Origin of the sequence: Rothia sp. HC945 (assembly GCF_051370785.1) — a bacterium.
Taxonomy (GTDB): domain Bacteria; phylum Actinomycetota; class Actinomycetes; order Actinomycetales; family Micrococcaceae; genus Rothia.
This window is the reverse complement of the sequence record NZ_JBFCSN010000004.1, coordinates 57466-73480: the sequence shown is the minus strand read 5'-3', so window position 1 is coordinate 73480 and position 16015 is coordinate 57466. Positions and strand designations below refer to the sequence as shown.

Here is a 16015-nt window from a genome sequence, read left to right as displayed (position 1 = left end):
CCCGGCCAGTGACCGGGACTGGCCGCCGCGCCGGAGGCCATCACCACAGGCTCCCGACGCCGAAGACGGCACAGGCCAGCAGGAACCCGACCACGCCGATCAGCGTTTCCAACACGGTCCAGATCCGCAGGGTGGTGACCTCGTCCATTTCGAGCAGGTTCCCCACGAGCCAGAATCCCGAGTCGTTGACGTGGGACAGCACCACGGATCCCGCGGCCACGGCCACGACCATCGCGGCCAGCTGGACGTTGTTGTACCCGGCGTCGGTCACACCGGAGGCGATGAGCCCGGCCGTCGTCGTGAGGGCCACCGTGGCCGACCCTTGAACGACCCGCAGCGTCGCCGCAATGATGAACCCCGCCAGGATGAGAGGGAACCCCAGACCTGACAGCGAGGAGGCCAACGCATCCCCGATGCCGCTGGCCTGGAGGACCCCGCCGAACATGCCTCCGGCGCCGGTGATCAGGATGACGGAGCACACCTTGGGGAGCGCCCCCTCGAGCAGATCCTGCGCGCCCTTCTTGGACGTGCCTCTGCGCCAACCGAAAGCGACGAGGGCGACTATCAGAGTCACCAGCAATGCGACCGGGGTCTCGCCCAGGAGGACCACGGCGTCGTACCACGGCGAGTCCGTGACCGCGCTGCCCAGGGTTCCAGTGTCTTCGAGGGCGGAGAGGCCCGTGTTGAGGAAGATCAGGATCATGGGGAGCAGGAGGATACCGACCACGACCGTCCACCGCGGGGCGGCGTCGGTCGTGGTCGATCCCGGGGAGCCAAGGGTTTCGGGGACGGGAAGGTCCAGGCGGCGCCCGACGATCATGCCGAAGAGGTAGACCGCCAGGTACCAGGTCGGGATGGCCACGACCAGCCCGACTAACAGAAGAATGCCGAGATCCGCGCCGAAGAACGAGGACGCCGTGACCGGCCCGGGATGCGGCGGGACGAAGACGTGCATCACGGAGAACGCTCCCACCGCGGGGATCCCGTACAGAAGCATGGATCCGCCGACGCGCCGCGCCACGGAGAAGACGACCGGCAACATGACCACCAGGCCGGCGTCGAAGAAGATCGGGAAGCCGAAGAGCAAGGACGCGACGCCCAAGGCCAGCGAGGCCCGTTTCTCCCCGAAGGCCAGCACCAAGCGGTCGGCGAGCGACCTGGAGCCGCCGGAAGACTCCAGCAAAGCGCCCAGCATGGCGCCCAAACCGACCAGCAGGGCCACCGAGCCGAGAGTTGTTCCGAAGCCTTCCGTCAGAACGTCCACGACCTTCCCGAGCGGCACGCCCGCGGTTGCCGCAGTCAGCAGACTCACCAGGATCAGAGCCGGGAATGCGTGGACCTTGAGCCGGATGATCAGGAACAGGAGCACCACAAACGCTCCCGCGGCGATGAGCAGCAGCGGCCCGACACCGAGCGTCTGCGTCCATCCGTCGACTTTCATGGGGCACCTTTCGTCGTCGTGCGGGAAGAGGCCCACCTCCAGGTGCACTCCCCGCGTTCTCGACGCCGATCGAGCGAGCACCGGCGGGTTCGTACCGCCGGAGGCCGATGGCGTGCCACGAAACCTACCCCCTACGTCCCCCGGTCGGCGCCCGCGGCACGGCGAAGTGGTCAGGTAACTTGTCGTCATGACAAGCTGTACGGACGAGCGGCCGTCCCGACGCCGCGGAGAATCACTCGAAGGCTGGACCTCATGGAACTTCTGAATTCGATCGTCGGTGGTATCGACGACGTCATCTGGTACCCAATGTTCGTCATCCTCATCGGCGTCGGGCTGTACCTGACGATCCGCACTCGGTTCGTCCAATTCCGGCGGTTCCCGGAAATGTTCCGGATTCTGGGTGAGCCCAGCGGGAAGGACGCCGATGGCCGGACCCAGATCTCCTCGTTCCGGGCCTTCACGATCTCCGCGGCCTCCCGCGTGGGCACGGCGAATATCGCCGGCGTCGCCTTGGCCATCAGTATCGGCGGTCCCGGCGCGGTTTTCTGGATGTGGGTCATCGCCTCCGTCGGTGCAGCCAGCGCCTTCGTCGAATCGCTCCTGGCCCAGCTGTACAAGCACCCGGGCAAGGAAGCCTACGTCGGCGGGCCGGCCTACTACATGCAACGCGGTCTGAAAGCACGGTGGATGGGCGTCGCCTTCGCGATCATCATCTGCCTGACCTACGGATTCGTGTTCAACTCGGTGCAGACGAACTCGATCGCGGACGCCGTCTCCCAGTCCACGGCGCACTTCAACGAGGGCCTCGCCTCGAGCGTCGGGCTCAAGATCGTTCTGGGAATCGTCCTGGCCGCGCTGACCGGCTTCATCATCTACGGCGGTGTCCGCTCGATCTCCGCCATCACCCAGATCCTGGTACCGGTCATGGCCGTGATGTACGTCGGTTTGGGCCTCTTGGTCGTCATTCTGAACATCAACCTCGTGCCCTCCGTGTTCCTGCAGGTCATCCAGGGTGCGTTCGGCTTCAAGGAGTTCGTGACGGGTGGTCTCATGGGCGTGATCATGCAGGGCGTGCGCCGAGGCCTGTTCTCCAATGAGGCAGGTATGGGTTCGGCTCCCAACGCGGGAGCCACGGCCGCCGTCTCGCACCCCGCCAAGCAGGGTTTCGTGCAGTCCTTGGGCGTTTACTTCGATACGCTTCTGGTCTGCTCGATCACCGCGTTCATCGTGTTGCTCTCGCAGCCGTCCTTCGGGGACGAGGCCGCGGGCGCCTCGCTGACGCAGTCCGCTCTGGCCAGTCAGCTCGGCGGCTGGGCCGTCCACTTCCTGACCGTGGCGATCTTCTTGTTCGCTTTCTCCTCGGTGATCGGCAACTACTACTACGGCGAGTCGAATATCCAATTCCTGACCGATCGGCCGTGGGTCCTTCAGGTCTACCGCGCCCTGGTGATGCTCTTCGTCTTCATCGGCACTGTCGCGGCCCTGGACCTCGTGTGGACCCTGGCCGACGTCTTCATGGCGGTCATGGCCTTCCTCAACCTCATCGCGATCTTCCTGCTGGCGGGAGTCGCCGCCAAGGTTCTGAAGAACTACGACCGCCAGCGCAAGGAAGGCAAAGAGCCAATCTTCCACGCCTCGGACCTCCCGGAGATCACCGGGCTCGAGACCTGGGACGGTGGTGACGAGGTCACGACCCGTCAGTTCTGGATCGACCACGAGTCCTTGCGGCGCGCGGCCAAGAAGTAGGCCGAGGTCCCCTGCCCGGCCGTCACGGGACGGCGAGCGGGGCGTCCCGGAGCTCGGCGAGTGGGCGGCGGGCGAACACCGGTGGAATTACTCCATCGTCCCGGGCAAGATGGGGGCGAACCTACGATGGAGGAAAGAATGTCCGATCTGACCGAGGTGGAAGTCTTCATTCCCGCAGGCGGCCCTGAGGACACCGAGCGCGAGGAGTTCCTCGACGCCGCCGCCGAACTCGCGGAACAGGGCTACCCCATCACGGTGTACGTCCGCGGGGAGGACGAATGGGCCTTTGAGCAGTGCGAACACGTCGCGGACATGATCGCGGCGTCGGGAGACATGGTTCTGCCCATCACCCTCCTGGGACCCCAGATCGTGACCTCCTGGATGTACCCGACGTCGGAGCAGTTGCAGCGATTCGCGAAGGCCAGGGAGCCGAAGCGCAAGGACCCGCGGTTCTCCGCCGCAGGTGCCGCCTGCGGACCGGGTGGCCGGCAGGTTCCCGGACAGGGCCAACCCGCCGAGAAGCCCGCGCCCGCCGGGTTCGCCGCCGTCCTGGCCGGGGTCAAAGAGACCCCACAGGGAGGTCCCGATATGGGCGACCGGAGAAATCTCATGGGCGGGGACACCGGAGACGGCCTCCCGTCCTCGGAGGACCGCGCCTCGAGCTACGACCATTCCGCCGGCGGATGCTGCGGCGGTTCCTGTGGGTGCGGAGGACATTGAGGGGAAACACCTGCCCCCTCCCTCACCGAGCAGCACCTCTCACGACCATGACGAAGGAGTGACCATGGGACTGTTCCCATCACGAAACAAACGCCTCCCCGAGTGGCAGCTCTCATTGTCCCCCGAGGAACAGAAGAAACGTCGGCAGCAGGAGCGCGAAGCTCGGCGGTCCCTCACCCCCCGGCGGACGAGCGCCGAGGGCCGTACGAACCGGACTGCGCCGGACCGCAACCACGGCTCCGGGAGCCGGGACGCCTCCGGTTCCGGGTTCCTCCGCGACGCAGCGGTCGCGTTCGGCTGGGCCTTCGCGGACGCGACCGTCTCGTGTGTTGCCCCCGAGACCTGGACGACCAACGTGGCCTTCAGGAAGCCCTCGCGCAGTGGTGCCATCACCTTCGTGGCGCTCGCTGGCAGCCTGACCGGCGGAGCCTGCACGTACACGGTGGCCAAGAACTCGAGCAAGCGTGAGAGCGCCGGGCGTCTGCTCCGCGTTCCAGGAGTCTCCGCGCAGACGATTCGTCGGGCCGAGACCGAGGTCAGGAAGTACGGTGCCAAGGCCCTGGTTTCGGGTCTCGTGGAACCCGTCCCCTACAAGGCCTATGCCCGCGCCCTCGGGCACAACGGCACTCCGATGCAACAGTTCCTGCTCTGGTCTGCCATAACGCGCATCACCCCACTCACGGTCCTGACGACCGGCGTCGGCGTGCTGAGCACCGTCTCCCGAAAGGCCGCGCCGCGGTTGACGCGGGCCGTCGGCCCCCTCGCGCTCAACGCGGGGTGGGTTGCGTATTATGCGTGGCGTCTGTCCGGAGGCGCGCGCACCGCGAAGCGCTAGAACACCACCGTCACGGGGCAAGGCGTCCATGCCTGGGCGGCGCGCCCCGTGTTTTTCAGGCTCGATTGGTTTCTGCGGCTCGCTTGCGCTTCAGACCCCGGCGAACCACGGGCCAGAACAGGATCAGGGCCACAACCGCGACCAAACTCGTCCACACCTGGGTGCGTCCGTCCGGGGTGGTCAGCATGACGACGAGGACGAATGCGACCCCCGCGAAGAGCACGTAATTCAGCACGGGGTGCAACCACACCTTGAGAGTCAGGCTGTCCCGTTCTTCCGGGCTCATCTTGCGCCGCAAGTTCATCTGGGTCAGTGCGATGAACACGTAGACGAACAACGCCACGAGCCCCGCCGAGTTCATGATGAAGTCGAAGACCCCGGAGTCCGGCGCCGCGAAATTCACGATGGTCGCCACGACTCCGCCGACGGTCGAAGCCAGGAGCGCCATGATGGGGACACCACTGCGCGAACGGGACCGAATCACCCGGGGCGCATACCCCTGATCGGCCAGCGCGGCGAACATGCGGGATGCGGAATACAGGCCGGAGTTCAGCACGGAGAGCACGGCGGTGAAGATGATCAACTGCATGACCATGGCCGCACCCGGTACTCCGTACCGGCTGAAGACAAGGGTGAAGGGCGCGTGGGCGACGTCGCTCGGGACGGGCAGCTCGTTCCACGGGATGACCACGGTGATCACGAGGACGGCGCCGACGAAGAACAGCAGGATGCGCCAGATGACGGTGCTCGTGGCCTGGCGGATCCCCTTGGCCGGGTTTTCGGATTCGGCCGCGGCCATCACGGCGATCTCGGTCCCGAAGTAGGAGAAGATCACCAGGGCGACGCCGGTCAGTGCCGCGCTGTAGCCGTGCGGGGCGAAGCCGCCGTGCTGCCACAGGTTCCCGACGGAGAAGTCCGCGTGCGGCCAGAGCCCGAAGGCGAACAGCACACCCACGCCCAGGAACACCACGATCGCGATGACCTTGATGCTCGCGAGCCAGAATTCGACTTCGCCGAAGGTGCGCACGGAGATGAGGTTGGTCCCCACGAAGAGTGCGAGGAGGAAGAAGGACCCGGCCCACGCCGGGATCGCCGGGAACCACCCGTGGAGGGTTTCGCCGCCGAGCACGGACTCGTAGGCCAGGACCCCGACCCAGAAGTACCAGTAGAGCCAGCCGACGAGGTAGGCCGCCCAGTCCCCCAGCCCCACCCGGGCGTACTCCATGAAGGATCCGATCGCGGGCCGTGCCCCGGCCATTTCGCCGAGCATCCTCATTGCCAGGAACACCAGCAGGCCGCCGATGAGGTAGGAAAGCACCGCCGCCGGGCCGACCGAGCGGATCACGTTGCCCGATCCCACGAACAGACTCGCGCCGATGATCCCGCCCAGGGTTATCATCGTGACGTGACGCGACCGCAGCTTGCGGGGCGACCCTGAGCCGGCGGAGCCGGACCGTCCGGACCCGCCCGCCGGGGACGAGTCCTTGCCACGGTGCACGGTCGATCCCATCGACGTCTCGGGCGAAACCCGGTCATCGTACGGTGAATGACTCATGGATAAGCCACTTTCTTCAGAAAACAATGTGTGGAACTCGGCCCATTTCACCACACGCCCGCGTGGCGTGGATGCTGCCGGGCCCGCGCGGACGTCGCAGTCCCGAAATCTTACCTACCGTTGCATGTCAGTCACCGTGTGTTGCATGAGCGGGGAAGTCCACAGAGCGCTCCCGACACCGAGGTGGCAATCTCGGGCGAAAATCCGGGCCGAAATCGCACAAAACTGCCACCTCGCGGACGATCGAGCGACGCCGGAACACAGGACCTCGCCAGAACGCGAGCACCCAGCCGAAACCAGAAAGAGCCGCCGCCGGTGTTCGGGAGCCCCTGACGGGGTGAGTTCCGAACACCGACGACGGCGCCTCTGGGCGGCCCCGGGCACGCCGCAGCACGGCTCCGAGGAGGTCGGACTAGACCGACCGGATGCCCTCGACCAGGATCTTGAGGGCTTCGTCGAGCAGCTCATCGCTGATGGTCAACGACGGGAGCAGGCGGACGATGTTTCCGTAGGTGCCACAGGTCAGGATCGCGACCCCGCGCTCAAGGCAGTAGGCGGCGACGTCCTTCGCGGCGGACGGGTGCGGCTTCTTGGAGTTGGAGTCGGCGACGAATTCGATCGCCATCATGGCACCGCGTCCACGCACCTCACCGACGATGTCCGACTCCGACACCAAGGGTTCGATCGCGCCGCGAATGGCCTTTTCGATCGCGGTGGCACGCTCGTTGAGATTCCACTCCTCCATGGTCTCGATCGACGCCAGCGCCGCGGCGCACGCAACGGGGTTGCCACCGTAGGTGCCTCCCAGACCCCCGGGGCCGACGGCGTCTAGGAGGTCCGCCCGACCCGTGACGGCCGACAGTGGCATACCACCGGCAATGCCCTTGGCCAGGGTCACGAGATCCGGCTCCACGCCCTCGTGGTCAACGGCGAACCACTTGCCGGTCCTGCAGAAGCCGGCCTGAACCTCGTCGGCGATGAAGACGACGCCATTCTCGCGGGCCCACTCGGCCAGGCGGGGCAGGAAACCCTCGGCAGGGACGATGAACCCGCCCTCGCCCTGGATCGGCTCGATCAGGATGGCGGCGACGTCCTGGCCGCCAATCTGCTTCTCGATCTGGAGGATGGTACGCTCCGCGGCTTCCTTCCCGTCGATCTCGGCCGGTTCCCGGTAGGGGTAGCTCATCGGGACTCGGTAGACCTCGGAGGCGAACGGGCCGAATCCGCGCTTGTACGGCGCGGCCTTGGCGGTCAGCGCCATCGTCAGGTTGGTCCGGCCGTGATAGGCGTGATCGAATACGACGACGGCGTTGCGGCCCGTCGCCGCGCGAGCCACCTTGACCGCGTTCTCGACGGCCTCGGCACCCGAGTTGAACAGGACCGAGCGCTTCTCGAAGTCGCCTGGGGTGACTTCGGCGAGCTTCTCGGCAACGGCCACGTACCCCTCGTACGGCGTAACCATGAAACAGGTGTGGGTGAAGTGCGAGGCCGCGTCCTGCACCGCTTCGACAACCTTGGGCGCCGAGGCGCCGACCGAGGTCACCGCGATTCCCGAGCCGAGGTCGGCGAACGAGTTGCCGTCGACGTCGACGATCACGCCGCCGTCAGCGTCCGCAGCGTACACGGGAACGGAGGAAGCAACGCCGCCCGGCACCACCTTGGCACGACGTTCCGCGAGCTCGGCGGAGCGAGGGCCCGGGAATTCGCCGGTCAGACGAATTTCCTGCGGCAGACGGTAGCTAATGTTTGACATGTGTGTTTGGTCCTTCTGGCGAGGGGATGGGTTACGCGCTGATGTCGTGCATGACGTGCTTGACGCGGGTGTATTCCTCAACAGCGTACAAGGACAGATCCTTGCCGTGCCCGGAGTCTTTGAACCCGCCGTGCGGCATCTCGGCGGCGAGCACGACGTGGGTGTTAACCCACACACAGCCGAAGTCCAGATCGCGGGACACGCGCATCGCCGTACCGTGGTTGCTGGTCCACACCGACGAGGCCAGGGCGTAGTCGACGTCATTCGCGAGATCGAGGGCCTCCTCCTCGGTGGAGAAGGTCTGCACCGTCAGCACGGGCGCGAAGGTTTCCTCCTGGACAATCGCGTCATCCTGGTGAACACCGGAAATCACGGTCGGTTCGATGAAGAACCCCTTGTCACCGAACTGTTTGCCGCCACACTCGACCGTCGCGTGCGAGGGCAGGCTCTGGAGCTTGCCCATCACGGTCTCGAAATGACTGACGTTGTTGAGCGGGCCGTAGTAGTTCTCGGCGTCGTTCTCGGAGCCGGTCTTGGTGGCCTTGGCCGCCTCGACCAGGAGCCGGGTGAATTCCTCGGCCGCGGATTCTTCGACGAGCACTCGCGTGACGGCGGTGCAGTCCTGACCGGCGTTGAAATAGCCGAATTCCGTCAGCATCTGGGCGGTGCGCTTGAGGTCGGCGTCGGCGAAGACGATGGCCGGGGCCTTGCCGCCCAACTCGAGGTGGGTCAGCTTGAGTTCCTTGCCGGCAGACTCGGCGACCGAACGACCGGCCCGGACCGAACCCGTGATGGCGACGAGCTGCGGCGTCTTGTGCGAGACCAGCTGAGCACCGACCCCGCCGTCGCCCAGCACAATGTTCACGACGCCGGCAGGGAAGATCTCCGCGATCAGTTCGGCGAGCACGAGGGTCGATTCAGGCGTGGTGTCCGAGGGCTTGAGCACCACCGTGTTGCCCGCCGCCAGGGCGGGACCGAGCTTCCACACGGCCATATCGAGGGGGTAATTCCACGGGGTCACCTGGGCGACGACGCCGATGGGCTCGCGACGGATGTACGAGGTGTGGTCTTCCACGTATTCGCTCGCGCCCTTGCCTTCGAGGGTGCGTGCGGCTCCCGCGAAGAACCGGAACTGGTCGGCACCGCCGATGATTTCCTCCGAGGTGATGGCCTCGCGGGGCTGTCCCGTGTTGCGGTACTGGGCGTCGGCGAGCCGTTCGGCGTTGGCTTCCATCGCGTCGGCGAGATCGAGCAGCATCTTCTGGCGCTGCGAGGGCGTGGTCCGCTTGAAGCTCTTGAAGGCTTCCGCGGCGGCGGCGAACGCGGCGTCGATCTCCTCGGGCGTCGAAATGGGTGACTCGGCGACCTTCTCACCGGTCACGGGGCTGACAATGTCGAGCGCCTCGCTCGAGGCGGACTCCACGAATTCTCCGTTGATGAAGTTCTTGAGACGGGTGACCATGGGGACTCCTTCTTGAGGGGTGGTCTTGACGGAACGGAACGAGATCCGGGCAGGCTACTGACCGGCGTAGGGATCCTTGATACCGATGTATTGGGTTGTGGTGTATTCGGAGATGCCTTCGGCCCCGCCTTCACGCCCGAGGCCGGATTGCTTGACTCCCCCGAAGGGCGCTGCCGCGTTGGAGATGACTCCGGCGTTGAAACCCATGAGGCCGTATTCGAGGTGGTCCGAGGCGCGGAACATGCGGGATTGGTCCTGGGTGTACACGTACGAGGCCAAGCCGTATTCGGTCGCATTGGCCAGTTCGTAGGCCTCGTCCTCGGTCGCGAACGTGACGATCGGGGCGACGGGACCGAAGATCTCTTCCGTGACGACCCTGGCATCCCGAGGAACGTCGGCCAGCACGGTGGGTTCGAAGAAGTAGCCCTTGCCCTGACCGGGCTTGCCCCCGACCAGGAGTCGCGCACCACGCTCGGTGGCATCCTGTACCAAGGCGGTCACGGATTCCTGTGCCTTCTTCTCCACGAGGGGTCCGCAGGTGGTTCCCGGCTCGAGTCCGTTGCCGACCTCGAGCGCCCCGATCTTCTCCGCGAACTTGCGGCCGAATTCCTCGGCCACCGACTCGTGGACCAGGAATCGGTTCGCCGCGGTGCAGGCCTCCCCCATGTTCCGCATTTTCGCGCCCATCGCGCCTTCGACGGCGGCGTCGATGTCCGCGTCCTCGAAGACGAGGAACGGTGCGTTGCCGCCGAGTTCCATCGAGGTCCGGAGCACGTTGTTCGCGGCCTGAGCCATCAGCTGCTTGCCGACCGGGGTCGAACCGGTGAAGGACACCTTACGGAGTCTCGGGTCCTCCATGATGGGGTTCGAGATCGCGGATGCAGAGGCGCCCGAGACCACGTTGAGCACACCTGCCGGAAGCCCCGCGTCGAGCATCGTCTGTGCGAAGTACTGGCTGGTGAGCGGGGTCAGACGGGCCGGTTTGAGCACCATGGTGCACCCCGCGGCCACGGCCGGAGCGACCTTGCGGGTGCCCATCGCCAGAGGGAAGTTCCACGGGGTGATGAGCAGGCACGGGCCGACGGGCTTGCGCGCCGTCAGCATGCGGAGGTTGCCTTCGGGGGTCGGGGCGTAGCGGCCGTAGTCCCGCACAGCCTCTTCGGAGAACCAGCGGAGAAATTCCCCACCGTAGGCAACCTCACCGCGGGATTCCGCGAGCGGTTTGCCCATCTCGAGGGTCATGAGGGTCGCGAATTCTTCCTTGCGTTCCTGAACCAGGTCGAAGGCGCGGCGCAGAATATCGGACCGTTCTCGGGCCGGGGTTGCCGCCCATCCGGCCTGTGCCTCGCATGCTGCGTCCATCGCGGCCCGAGCATCCTCGCTCGTGCCGGAGGCCAGCGTCGCAATGGTTTCGCCGGTCGCGGGGTTCTCGACCTCGTAGACGGAATTGTCAGAGGCGTCTCGCCACTGGCCACCGATCAGCAATCCCGTGGGGACTCGGGCCAGAAGTCGATCGACGTCGACGGCCATGGATGTGTACCTCTTTCGCATGTTCTATAGGACTGGAATCAACCGTAGTTGACCAATAATCAATTTTTGTTTCATTACACTATTTGCCGGTCTTGCGGGCTCGAACCGGGTCGATCGCCCTGAGCTGGCCCGTCCAGGGTTGAGCTTCGGACCCGTAGCGACCGGGGTGGTATTCGCGCGGCACCACGACGATAGGGATCGGAAGTTTGGCCAGGATCTTCGACGTAGTCGAGGACAGGAACAGCTCGCCCTTCTGGGCCAGTTTCGAGGAACCCGCCATGAGAACGGCTCCCTCTTCCCAGTCCACGGATTCGACCGCCTCCGAAATACCCCGGCCGTGGCCGACGACGACCTCCAGCTTCTCGGGTTCGTCCGGCGTGAGGGAGGAATCCTCAATGAGCCCCTGGACGGCTTCCTTGACCCGGCCTTCGTCTTCCTCGGCGGAACCGTCCACCATGCACACCAGCCGGACCGGAATGCCGGTCCGATTCAGGGTCGCGATGGCTTCCTCGACCAGGCCGATCGAATCGTACTTGGGGCTGACCGCGCAGTCGATCGCGGTGATGGCGGTGGAGTTCTCGTAACCCCGCGGCGCGATGATCACGGGCAACGGCGCCCTGTGCAAGAGCGCGTTGTCCACGGAGCCGATCCCGTGCCACAACCATGAGCTCTTGGACGAGCTGCCGACCACGATGGCCCCGGCATTGACCGATTCGGCCATCTCCATCAGCCCCGTCGCGGCATTGACCGATCGCCGGATGTGGTACCGGGCGACGACGTCCTCAGGCACGGATTCCGCCGCTTCACGCAACCACTCCTTGGCCCGTTCCTTGACCAGTTCGGCATAGTTCCCATGACCGCGCAGTGCACCCGCGTATGCGTCCTCCGCCTTGAGCACCAGGACGACATCCAATTCGGCACCCATCGAACGGCCAAGGGCAACGCCCAGATTCAGCGCTTCTCGGCCACGGCGGTCCGCGGAATAACCAACGATGTATCTCATAGTGAGTCCACGATATCCGCGGCCGTTTTCTGCCCCATCCGGATCGCACCGTCAACGTGCTGGTATCCCTCGGCCGCGAGATCCGAGCAGGACCAATGGATCGGCCCCACGGGCTGTGCCTGGTCCGCTCCGTAGCGGTGCAGACCGCCCAGGTCGTAGCTCGCGGCATAGGCCCCGCGGGTCCATTCCTCGGATCCCCAGTCGGATTCGTAGTAGACCACGGGGCTCTTGGCCTCCTCGCCGAGCAGGCTCGCCATCGAGGACAGGATGGCCTCCTTGCGGTCCTCCTCGGACAACTCGAACATGCGGTCCGCCTTCTCGTCCGAGATGAATCCGACGAGCGTGCCGCGCGGTTCCTCCTCGCCGGTCTCCGGATCGTAATTGGTGTTGTCGTAAATCTCCTGAACCAGGGAATCCGCGGCGAATGCCGTGCCGGAGAGGCCCTTTCCTCGCCAGAACGGGGCGTCGTACACCGCGTGCACCTTGATGACCAGCCCGAGCGACTGGTGCTGATGCAGCTGGTGCTGGCGACGCGGCAGAGCGGGGACGTAAGAAATGCGGCCGTAGAGGTTCGGCGGGACCGCGACGACGGCGCGCTTGGCGCGGACGACCACACCCGATCCGCTGGCCTCGCCATCCTCGGAGAACTCTTCCGCCTCGACCAGAACGGGGTACTCGGAGTCCTCCTGCCACCGGAGCACGCGCACCGGGTGGCTGGTGATGACGTCCTCGCCCAGCTCGTTGGCCATCGCAAGGGACACGGACTGCATGCCGCCCAGGACCCTCTTGTCCAGAATGAAGTCTTCGTCCACGAGGTGCGAGAAGGAACCCGCGGATGCCGCCATCAGCACGGCCTGCAACGCGGAGAACGCGTGGGACGGCTTGGTCAGCATGCCACCGGCGATGAACAGGCCGATGTTGTTGCACGCCTCTTCGTCCGAGGACTGCTCGCGCAACCAGTGGTGGAAAGAGATCGTGTCCAGCTCCCGTGCCTTGGGGTGGGCCCAGGGCTCCGCGGGGCCGACCTCGGCCGCCAGGCCGTCGAGGATCTCGATCAGACGTTCCATTTCTCGTTCGGTCTCCTCCGACACCGGGAACATCTCGCCCGTGTACCGGCTGACCTTTCCGTCCGGGCCGCGATAAATGTTCTCCCCTTCGCGGTACCGGGAGAACGTCCGCAGACCGAGTTCCTCGACCAGCTCGCTGAGCACGGTCTGATCCGGGGAGATCCACTGGCCACCGATCTCCAGGAACGCGCCGTCGATGACGCGGGACCACGTGCGGCCACCCACGCGCTCGCGGGCCTCGAGCACCGTGACCGACTTGCCTGCCCTGCGCAGCTCCCGGGCCGCGCTCAGCCCGGACGGGCCGGCACCGATGACGACCACGTCGGACTCGCGGACGGGCCACGCGGATTGCTGGGGATTATGGGGGTTGGTGCTCATGATCGGACCTTTCGCAAGAAGTCGAAACGGATAAACGAATGCGTTTCGTTTATGGTATCGATGTCAGAAGATTTTGTGAAGCATGCCGCATGCCGCCGTGTGCCGGGCTTCCGGGCCTCGTCGCGGGTAAGGTCGTCCGAGTGACGGAAAAAGCGACGAGGAAGCGGGGTCGCCCCGCGCAGACGATCCTGAGTTCGACGACCATCGTTCAGGCCGCCCGGGAACTGCTCGAGTCCCACGGGGAGAACTTCACGATGACCATGCTGGCGAAGCGCCTGGGCGTGGCCGTCTCGTCGCTCTACAACCACGTCCAGTCGCGGGACGAGGTATTCGCGAGGATTTCGGACGACGTCGTGCGCGGCATCGACGTCGAGGATCTGCTCCGCCTGACCGGCGCCGAGGACGCGGCGGAGGGTGACGTCGGGCCCTCGCCGGCCGAGTGGCGGTCCGCCACCGAGGTCTGGGCGCGTTCCTACTTCCGCGCCTTCGCGGCTCAGCCGTACGTGGTCGCGACCCTGGCCCTGACGCCGGTGGCCGAGGCGCCCCAGACACTGGCGATGTACGAAGCGGTCGCGGAGGCCTTCCTCAGGGCCGGGTGGCCCGAAGGAGAGGTCCTGCGGGTCATCGAGACCCTCGAATCCTTCCTGCTCGGAACCGCCCTCGATGCGGCGGCGCCCGCCGACATCTTCGACCCCGGGAAGCTGAGCACGGACTACGCCGTCATGGCCCGCCTCCACCGCGACCGTGAGGAAGTCTCCGGTCCGGCCGCGGCGGAACGTGCGCTCGATCTGGGCCTGCCCAGCATGCTCGACGGCCTCGAGCGACGGCTCCGGGAACACCTCGAGGCCTCCTGATCGACGATCCGGATCGCCGCCATCGATCACCGGGACGAGCCGGCTACGCACGGTCGACCGCCCCTGGTGCCACCGTGACCTCCCCACGGAAGAACGACGGCAGCCTTCGGGAGAGCAGGAGCATGACGACGAGGCCCAGAACGATCATGCCGGCGCCAAGGTAGAAGACCAGACCGACCCCGAAGAGGGACGACCCCGAACCGTATCCCGGGTCGAAGGAATCGATCGTGGTCTGGACGAAGAAGATCAGCAACAGAATCCCGCCCAGAAGGGGCCCGATGAACTGAGTGAACGCCGTCCGCACGGATCGGAGTGAGGACTTGCGGAAGTACCAGACGCACGCGAGCGCGGTGAGGCCGTAGTAGAAGCAGACCATCAGGCCGAGCGCCGAGATCGTGTCCCACAGGACGTCCTCGGACACGAACCTCATGACCGTGTAGAAGACCGCGGCAACCACGGTCGAGGTCACCGTGGCGGTGCTGGGGGTCTGGAACTTCGGGTGAATGCGGGAGAGCCCCTTGGGCAGGGCACCGTAGAAGCTCATCGAGAGCATCGTGCGCGCGGGAGAGACCATGGTCGACTGGAGGGACGCGATCGACGACATCAGGACGGCGATCGACATCAGAATGCCCAGCGGGCCCAGCACGGGTGTGGCGAGCGCCGCGAACACGTTCTCCTGGATTCCTCCGTTGGTCAGTCCGAGGCGTCCGTCTCCGACGCCGGAGTAGGCCAGGGTCGAGCAGGCAACCACGAGGTACAGCACGACCACGATGGCGATGACCAGCAGGGCAGCACGCCCGGGCGTCTTGTCGGAACCCTCGGTCTCCTCATTGAGCGTCAGTACCGTGTCCCAGCCCCAGTAGATGAAGACCGAGAGGGAAACACCCGCGGAGAACGCGGAGAAGGAGTCGACGCCCAACGGGTTGAACCATTCGATATTGGGCATATGGCCGTCGAAGGCGGAGCCGTTGAGCACGTGCACGATGGCCATCACGGAGAATCCGACCATGATGAGCAGCTGGAAGCTGACCAGGAAGATCTGGAAACGCTTCGTCTCCTCGACACCGCGATAGGAGATCACGCACGCACCGGCCATGAACACCAGACACGTGAGGACGTTGAGGGGGACGTTGCGGGTCAGGTCGGCGATCGCATCGTTCCGGAAGATCTGGGAGAGCAGAAGGTAGAAGAAGTCGACGCCGATACCCGCCAGGTTGGAGAGCACCAGAACGGTCGAGGCCAGCAGGCCCCATCCGCCCATCCAGCCGACCCATGGACCGAAGGCCTTGGTGGCCCACGTGAACGTGGTTCCGGAATCCGGCATTGCGGAGTTGAGCTCTCTGTATCCCAGGGCGACGAGCAGCATCGGTATGAAACCGAGCAGGAAGATCGCCGGAAGGTGGAAGCCGACCACGGAGACCGTGGGGCCCAACGCCCCGGAGAGCGTGTAGGCGGGGGCAATCGTCGAGACGCCGATAACGGTCGCACCGACCAAGCCGATGCTCGCCGCGCTCAGGCCCTTGGCCTGTTTCTTCCCGTCGCCACCGACGATCGTGACGTCGGGGGTCGAGGGCCGAACAATCGGGGACGTGGACGTGTGGATCGTGACCCCGGCGCCGTCCGAGCGCCCGGGATCCTTCCTCTGCTGCGATGAAGAGGGCATGAGTTCCT

General features: G+C 65.7%; 12 protein-coding genes. 4 read left to right on the top strand and 8 right to left on the bottom strand.

Annotated features, from left to right (window positions below; genetic code table 11):
* Window positions 1-40 precede the first annotated feature (40 nt).
* Window positions 41-1441, bottom strand: a complete 1401-nt coding sequence (locus tag AB0Y14_RS11475) for a GntP family permease (protein WP_436589397.1) — start codon at window positions 1439-1441, stop codon at window positions 41-43.
* Between the two features lie 252 nt (window positions 1442-1693).
* Between AB0Y14_RS11475 and AB0Y14_RS11470 the strand changes: the two genes are divergently transcribed.
* The 3 genes from AB0Y14_RS11470 to AB0Y14_RS11460 all read left to right on the top strand — a co-directional run bounded on the left by AB0Y14_RS11470 (window position 1694) and on the right by AB0Y14_RS11460 (window position 4742).
* Window positions 1694-3187, top strand: a complete 1494-nt coding sequence (locus AB0Y14_RS11470; RefSeq protein WP_436589396.1) for an alanine/glycine:cation symporter family protein — start codon at window positions 1694-1696, stop codon at window positions 3185-3187.
* Between the two features lie 138 nt (window positions 3188-3325).
* Complete coding sequence (locus tag AB0Y14_RS11465; RefSeq protein ID WP_436589395.1) at window positions 3326-3907, top strand: arsenic metallochaperone ArsD family protein; 582 nt, start codon at window positions 3326-3328, stop codon at window positions 3905-3907.
* A gap of 64 nt (window positions 3908-3971) precedes the next feature.
* Window positions 3972-4742: a hypothetical protein gene (locus AB0Y14_RS11460; RefSeq protein ID WP_436589394.1), complete on the top strand. Its 771-nt coding sequence runs from the start codon at window positions 3972-3974 to the stop codon at window positions 4740-4742.
* A 55-nt stretch (window positions 4743-4797) separates the two neighbouring features.
* On the opposite strand, the gene AB0Y14_RS11455 is transcribed toward AB0Y14_RS11460, so the two are convergent.
* The 6 genes from AB0Y14_RS11455 to AB0Y14_RS11430 all read right to left on the bottom strand — a co-directional run bounded on the left by AB0Y14_RS11455 (window position 4798) and on the right by AB0Y14_RS11430 (window position 13490).
* Entirely contained in the window at window positions 4798-6297 is a 1500-nt protein-coding gene (locus AB0Y14_RS11455; RefSeq protein ID WP_436589393.1) for an amino acid permease, read from the bottom strand.
* A gap of 412 nt (window positions 6298-6709) precedes the next feature.
* Complete coding sequence (gene gabT, locus AB0Y14_RS11450; RefSeq protein ID WP_436589392.1) at window positions 6710-8050, bottom strand: 4-aminobutyrate--2-oxoglutarate transaminase; 1341 nt, start codon at window positions 8048-8050, stop codon at window positions 6710-6712.
* A gap of 31 nt (window positions 8051-8081) precedes the next feature.
* Window positions 8082-9512, bottom strand: a complete 1431-nt coding sequence (locus AB0Y14_RS11445) for a gamma-aminobutyraldehyde dehydrogenase (protein WP_436589391.1) — start codon at window positions 9510-9512, stop codon at window positions 8082-8084.
* Between the two features lie 54 nt (window positions 9513-9566).
* On the bottom strand, window positions 9567-11042 hold the full coding sequence (locus tag AB0Y14_RS11440) for an NAD-dependent succinate-semialdehyde dehydrogenase (protein WP_436589390.1): 1476 nt from the start codon (window positions 11040-11042) through the stop codon (window positions 9567-9569).
* Between the two features lie 79 nt (window positions 11043-11121).
* Window positions 11122-12045 carry a universal stress protein gene (locus tag AB0Y14_RS11435; RefSeq protein ID WP_436589389.1) on the bottom strand — a complete coding sequence of 308 codons (924 nt, stop codon included), beginning with the start codon at window positions 12043-12045 and terminating at the stop codon, window positions 11122-11124.
* A complete protein-coding gene (locus AB0Y14_RS11430) occupies window positions 12042-13490 on the bottom strand; it encodes a flavin monoamine oxidase family protein (RefSeq protein WP_436589388.1) in 1449 nt (482 codons plus the stop codon). Before AB0Y14_RS11430 ends, AB0Y14_RS11435 begins: the two co-directional genes overlap by 4 nt.
* Window positions 13491-13630: 140 nt before the next feature.
* Between AB0Y14_RS11430 and AB0Y14_RS11425 the strand changes: the two genes are divergently transcribed.
* Window positions 13631-14344, top strand: coding sequence for a TetR/AcrR family transcriptional regulator (locus AB0Y14_RS11425; RefSeq protein ID WP_436589387.1), 714 nt, complete (start codon window positions 13631-13633; stop codon window positions 14342-14344).
* Window positions 14345-14387: 43 nt separating this feature from the next.
* On the opposite strand, the gene AB0Y14_RS11420 is transcribed toward AB0Y14_RS11425, so the two are convergent.
* Window positions 14388-16007 carry an APC family permease gene (locus AB0Y14_RS11420; protein ID WP_436589386.1) on the bottom strand — a complete coding sequence of 540 codons (1620 nt, stop codon included), beginning with the start codon at window positions 16005-16007 and terminating at the stop codon, window positions 14388-14390.
* Window positions 16008-16015: the final 8 nt, after the last annotated feature.

Coding starts and splice junctions, on each gene's coding strand:
- AB0Y14_RS11475 (WP_436589397.1), bottom strand. CDS start 1,441: ATGAAAGTCGACGGATGGACGCAGACGCTCGGTGTCGGGCCGCTGCTG.
- AB0Y14_RS11470 (WP_436589396.1), top strand. CDS start 1,694: ATGGAACTTCTGAATTCGATCGTCGGTGGTATCGACGACGTCATCTGG.
- AB0Y14_RS11465 (WP_436589395.1), top strand. CDS start 3,326: ATGTCCGATCTGACCGAGGTGGAAGTCTTCATTCCCGCAGGCGGCCCT.
- AB0Y14_RS11460 (WP_436589394.1), top strand. CDS start 3,972: ATGGGACTGTTCCCATCACGAAACAAACGCCTCCCCGAGTGGCAGCTC.
- AB0Y14_RS11455 (WP_436589393.1), bottom strand. CDS start 6,297: ATGAGTCATTCACCGTACGATGACCGGGTTTCGCCCGAGACGTCGATG.
- gabT (WP_436589392.1), bottom strand. CDS start 8,050: ATGTCAAACATTAGCTACCGTCTGCCGCAGGAAATTCGTCTGACCGGC.
- AB0Y14_RS11445 (WP_436589391.1), bottom strand. CDS start 9,512: ATGGTCACCCGTCTCAAGAACTTCATCAACGGAGAATTCGTGGAGTCC.
- AB0Y14_RS11440 (WP_436589390.1), bottom strand. CDS start 11,042: ATGGCCGTCGACGTCGATCGACTTCTGGCCCGAGTCCCCACGGGATTG.
- AB0Y14_RS11435 (WP_436589389.1), bottom strand. CDS start 12,045: ATGAGATACATCGTTGGTTATTCCGCGGACCGCCGTGGCCGAGAAGCG.
- AB0Y14_RS11430 (WP_436589388.1), bottom strand. CDS start 13,490: ATGAGCACCAACCCCCATAATCCCCAGCAATCCGCGTGGCCCGTCCGC.
- AB0Y14_RS11420 (WP_436589386.1), bottom strand. CDS start 16,007: ATGCCCTCTTCATCGCAGCAGAGGAAGGATCCCGGGCGCTCGGACGGC.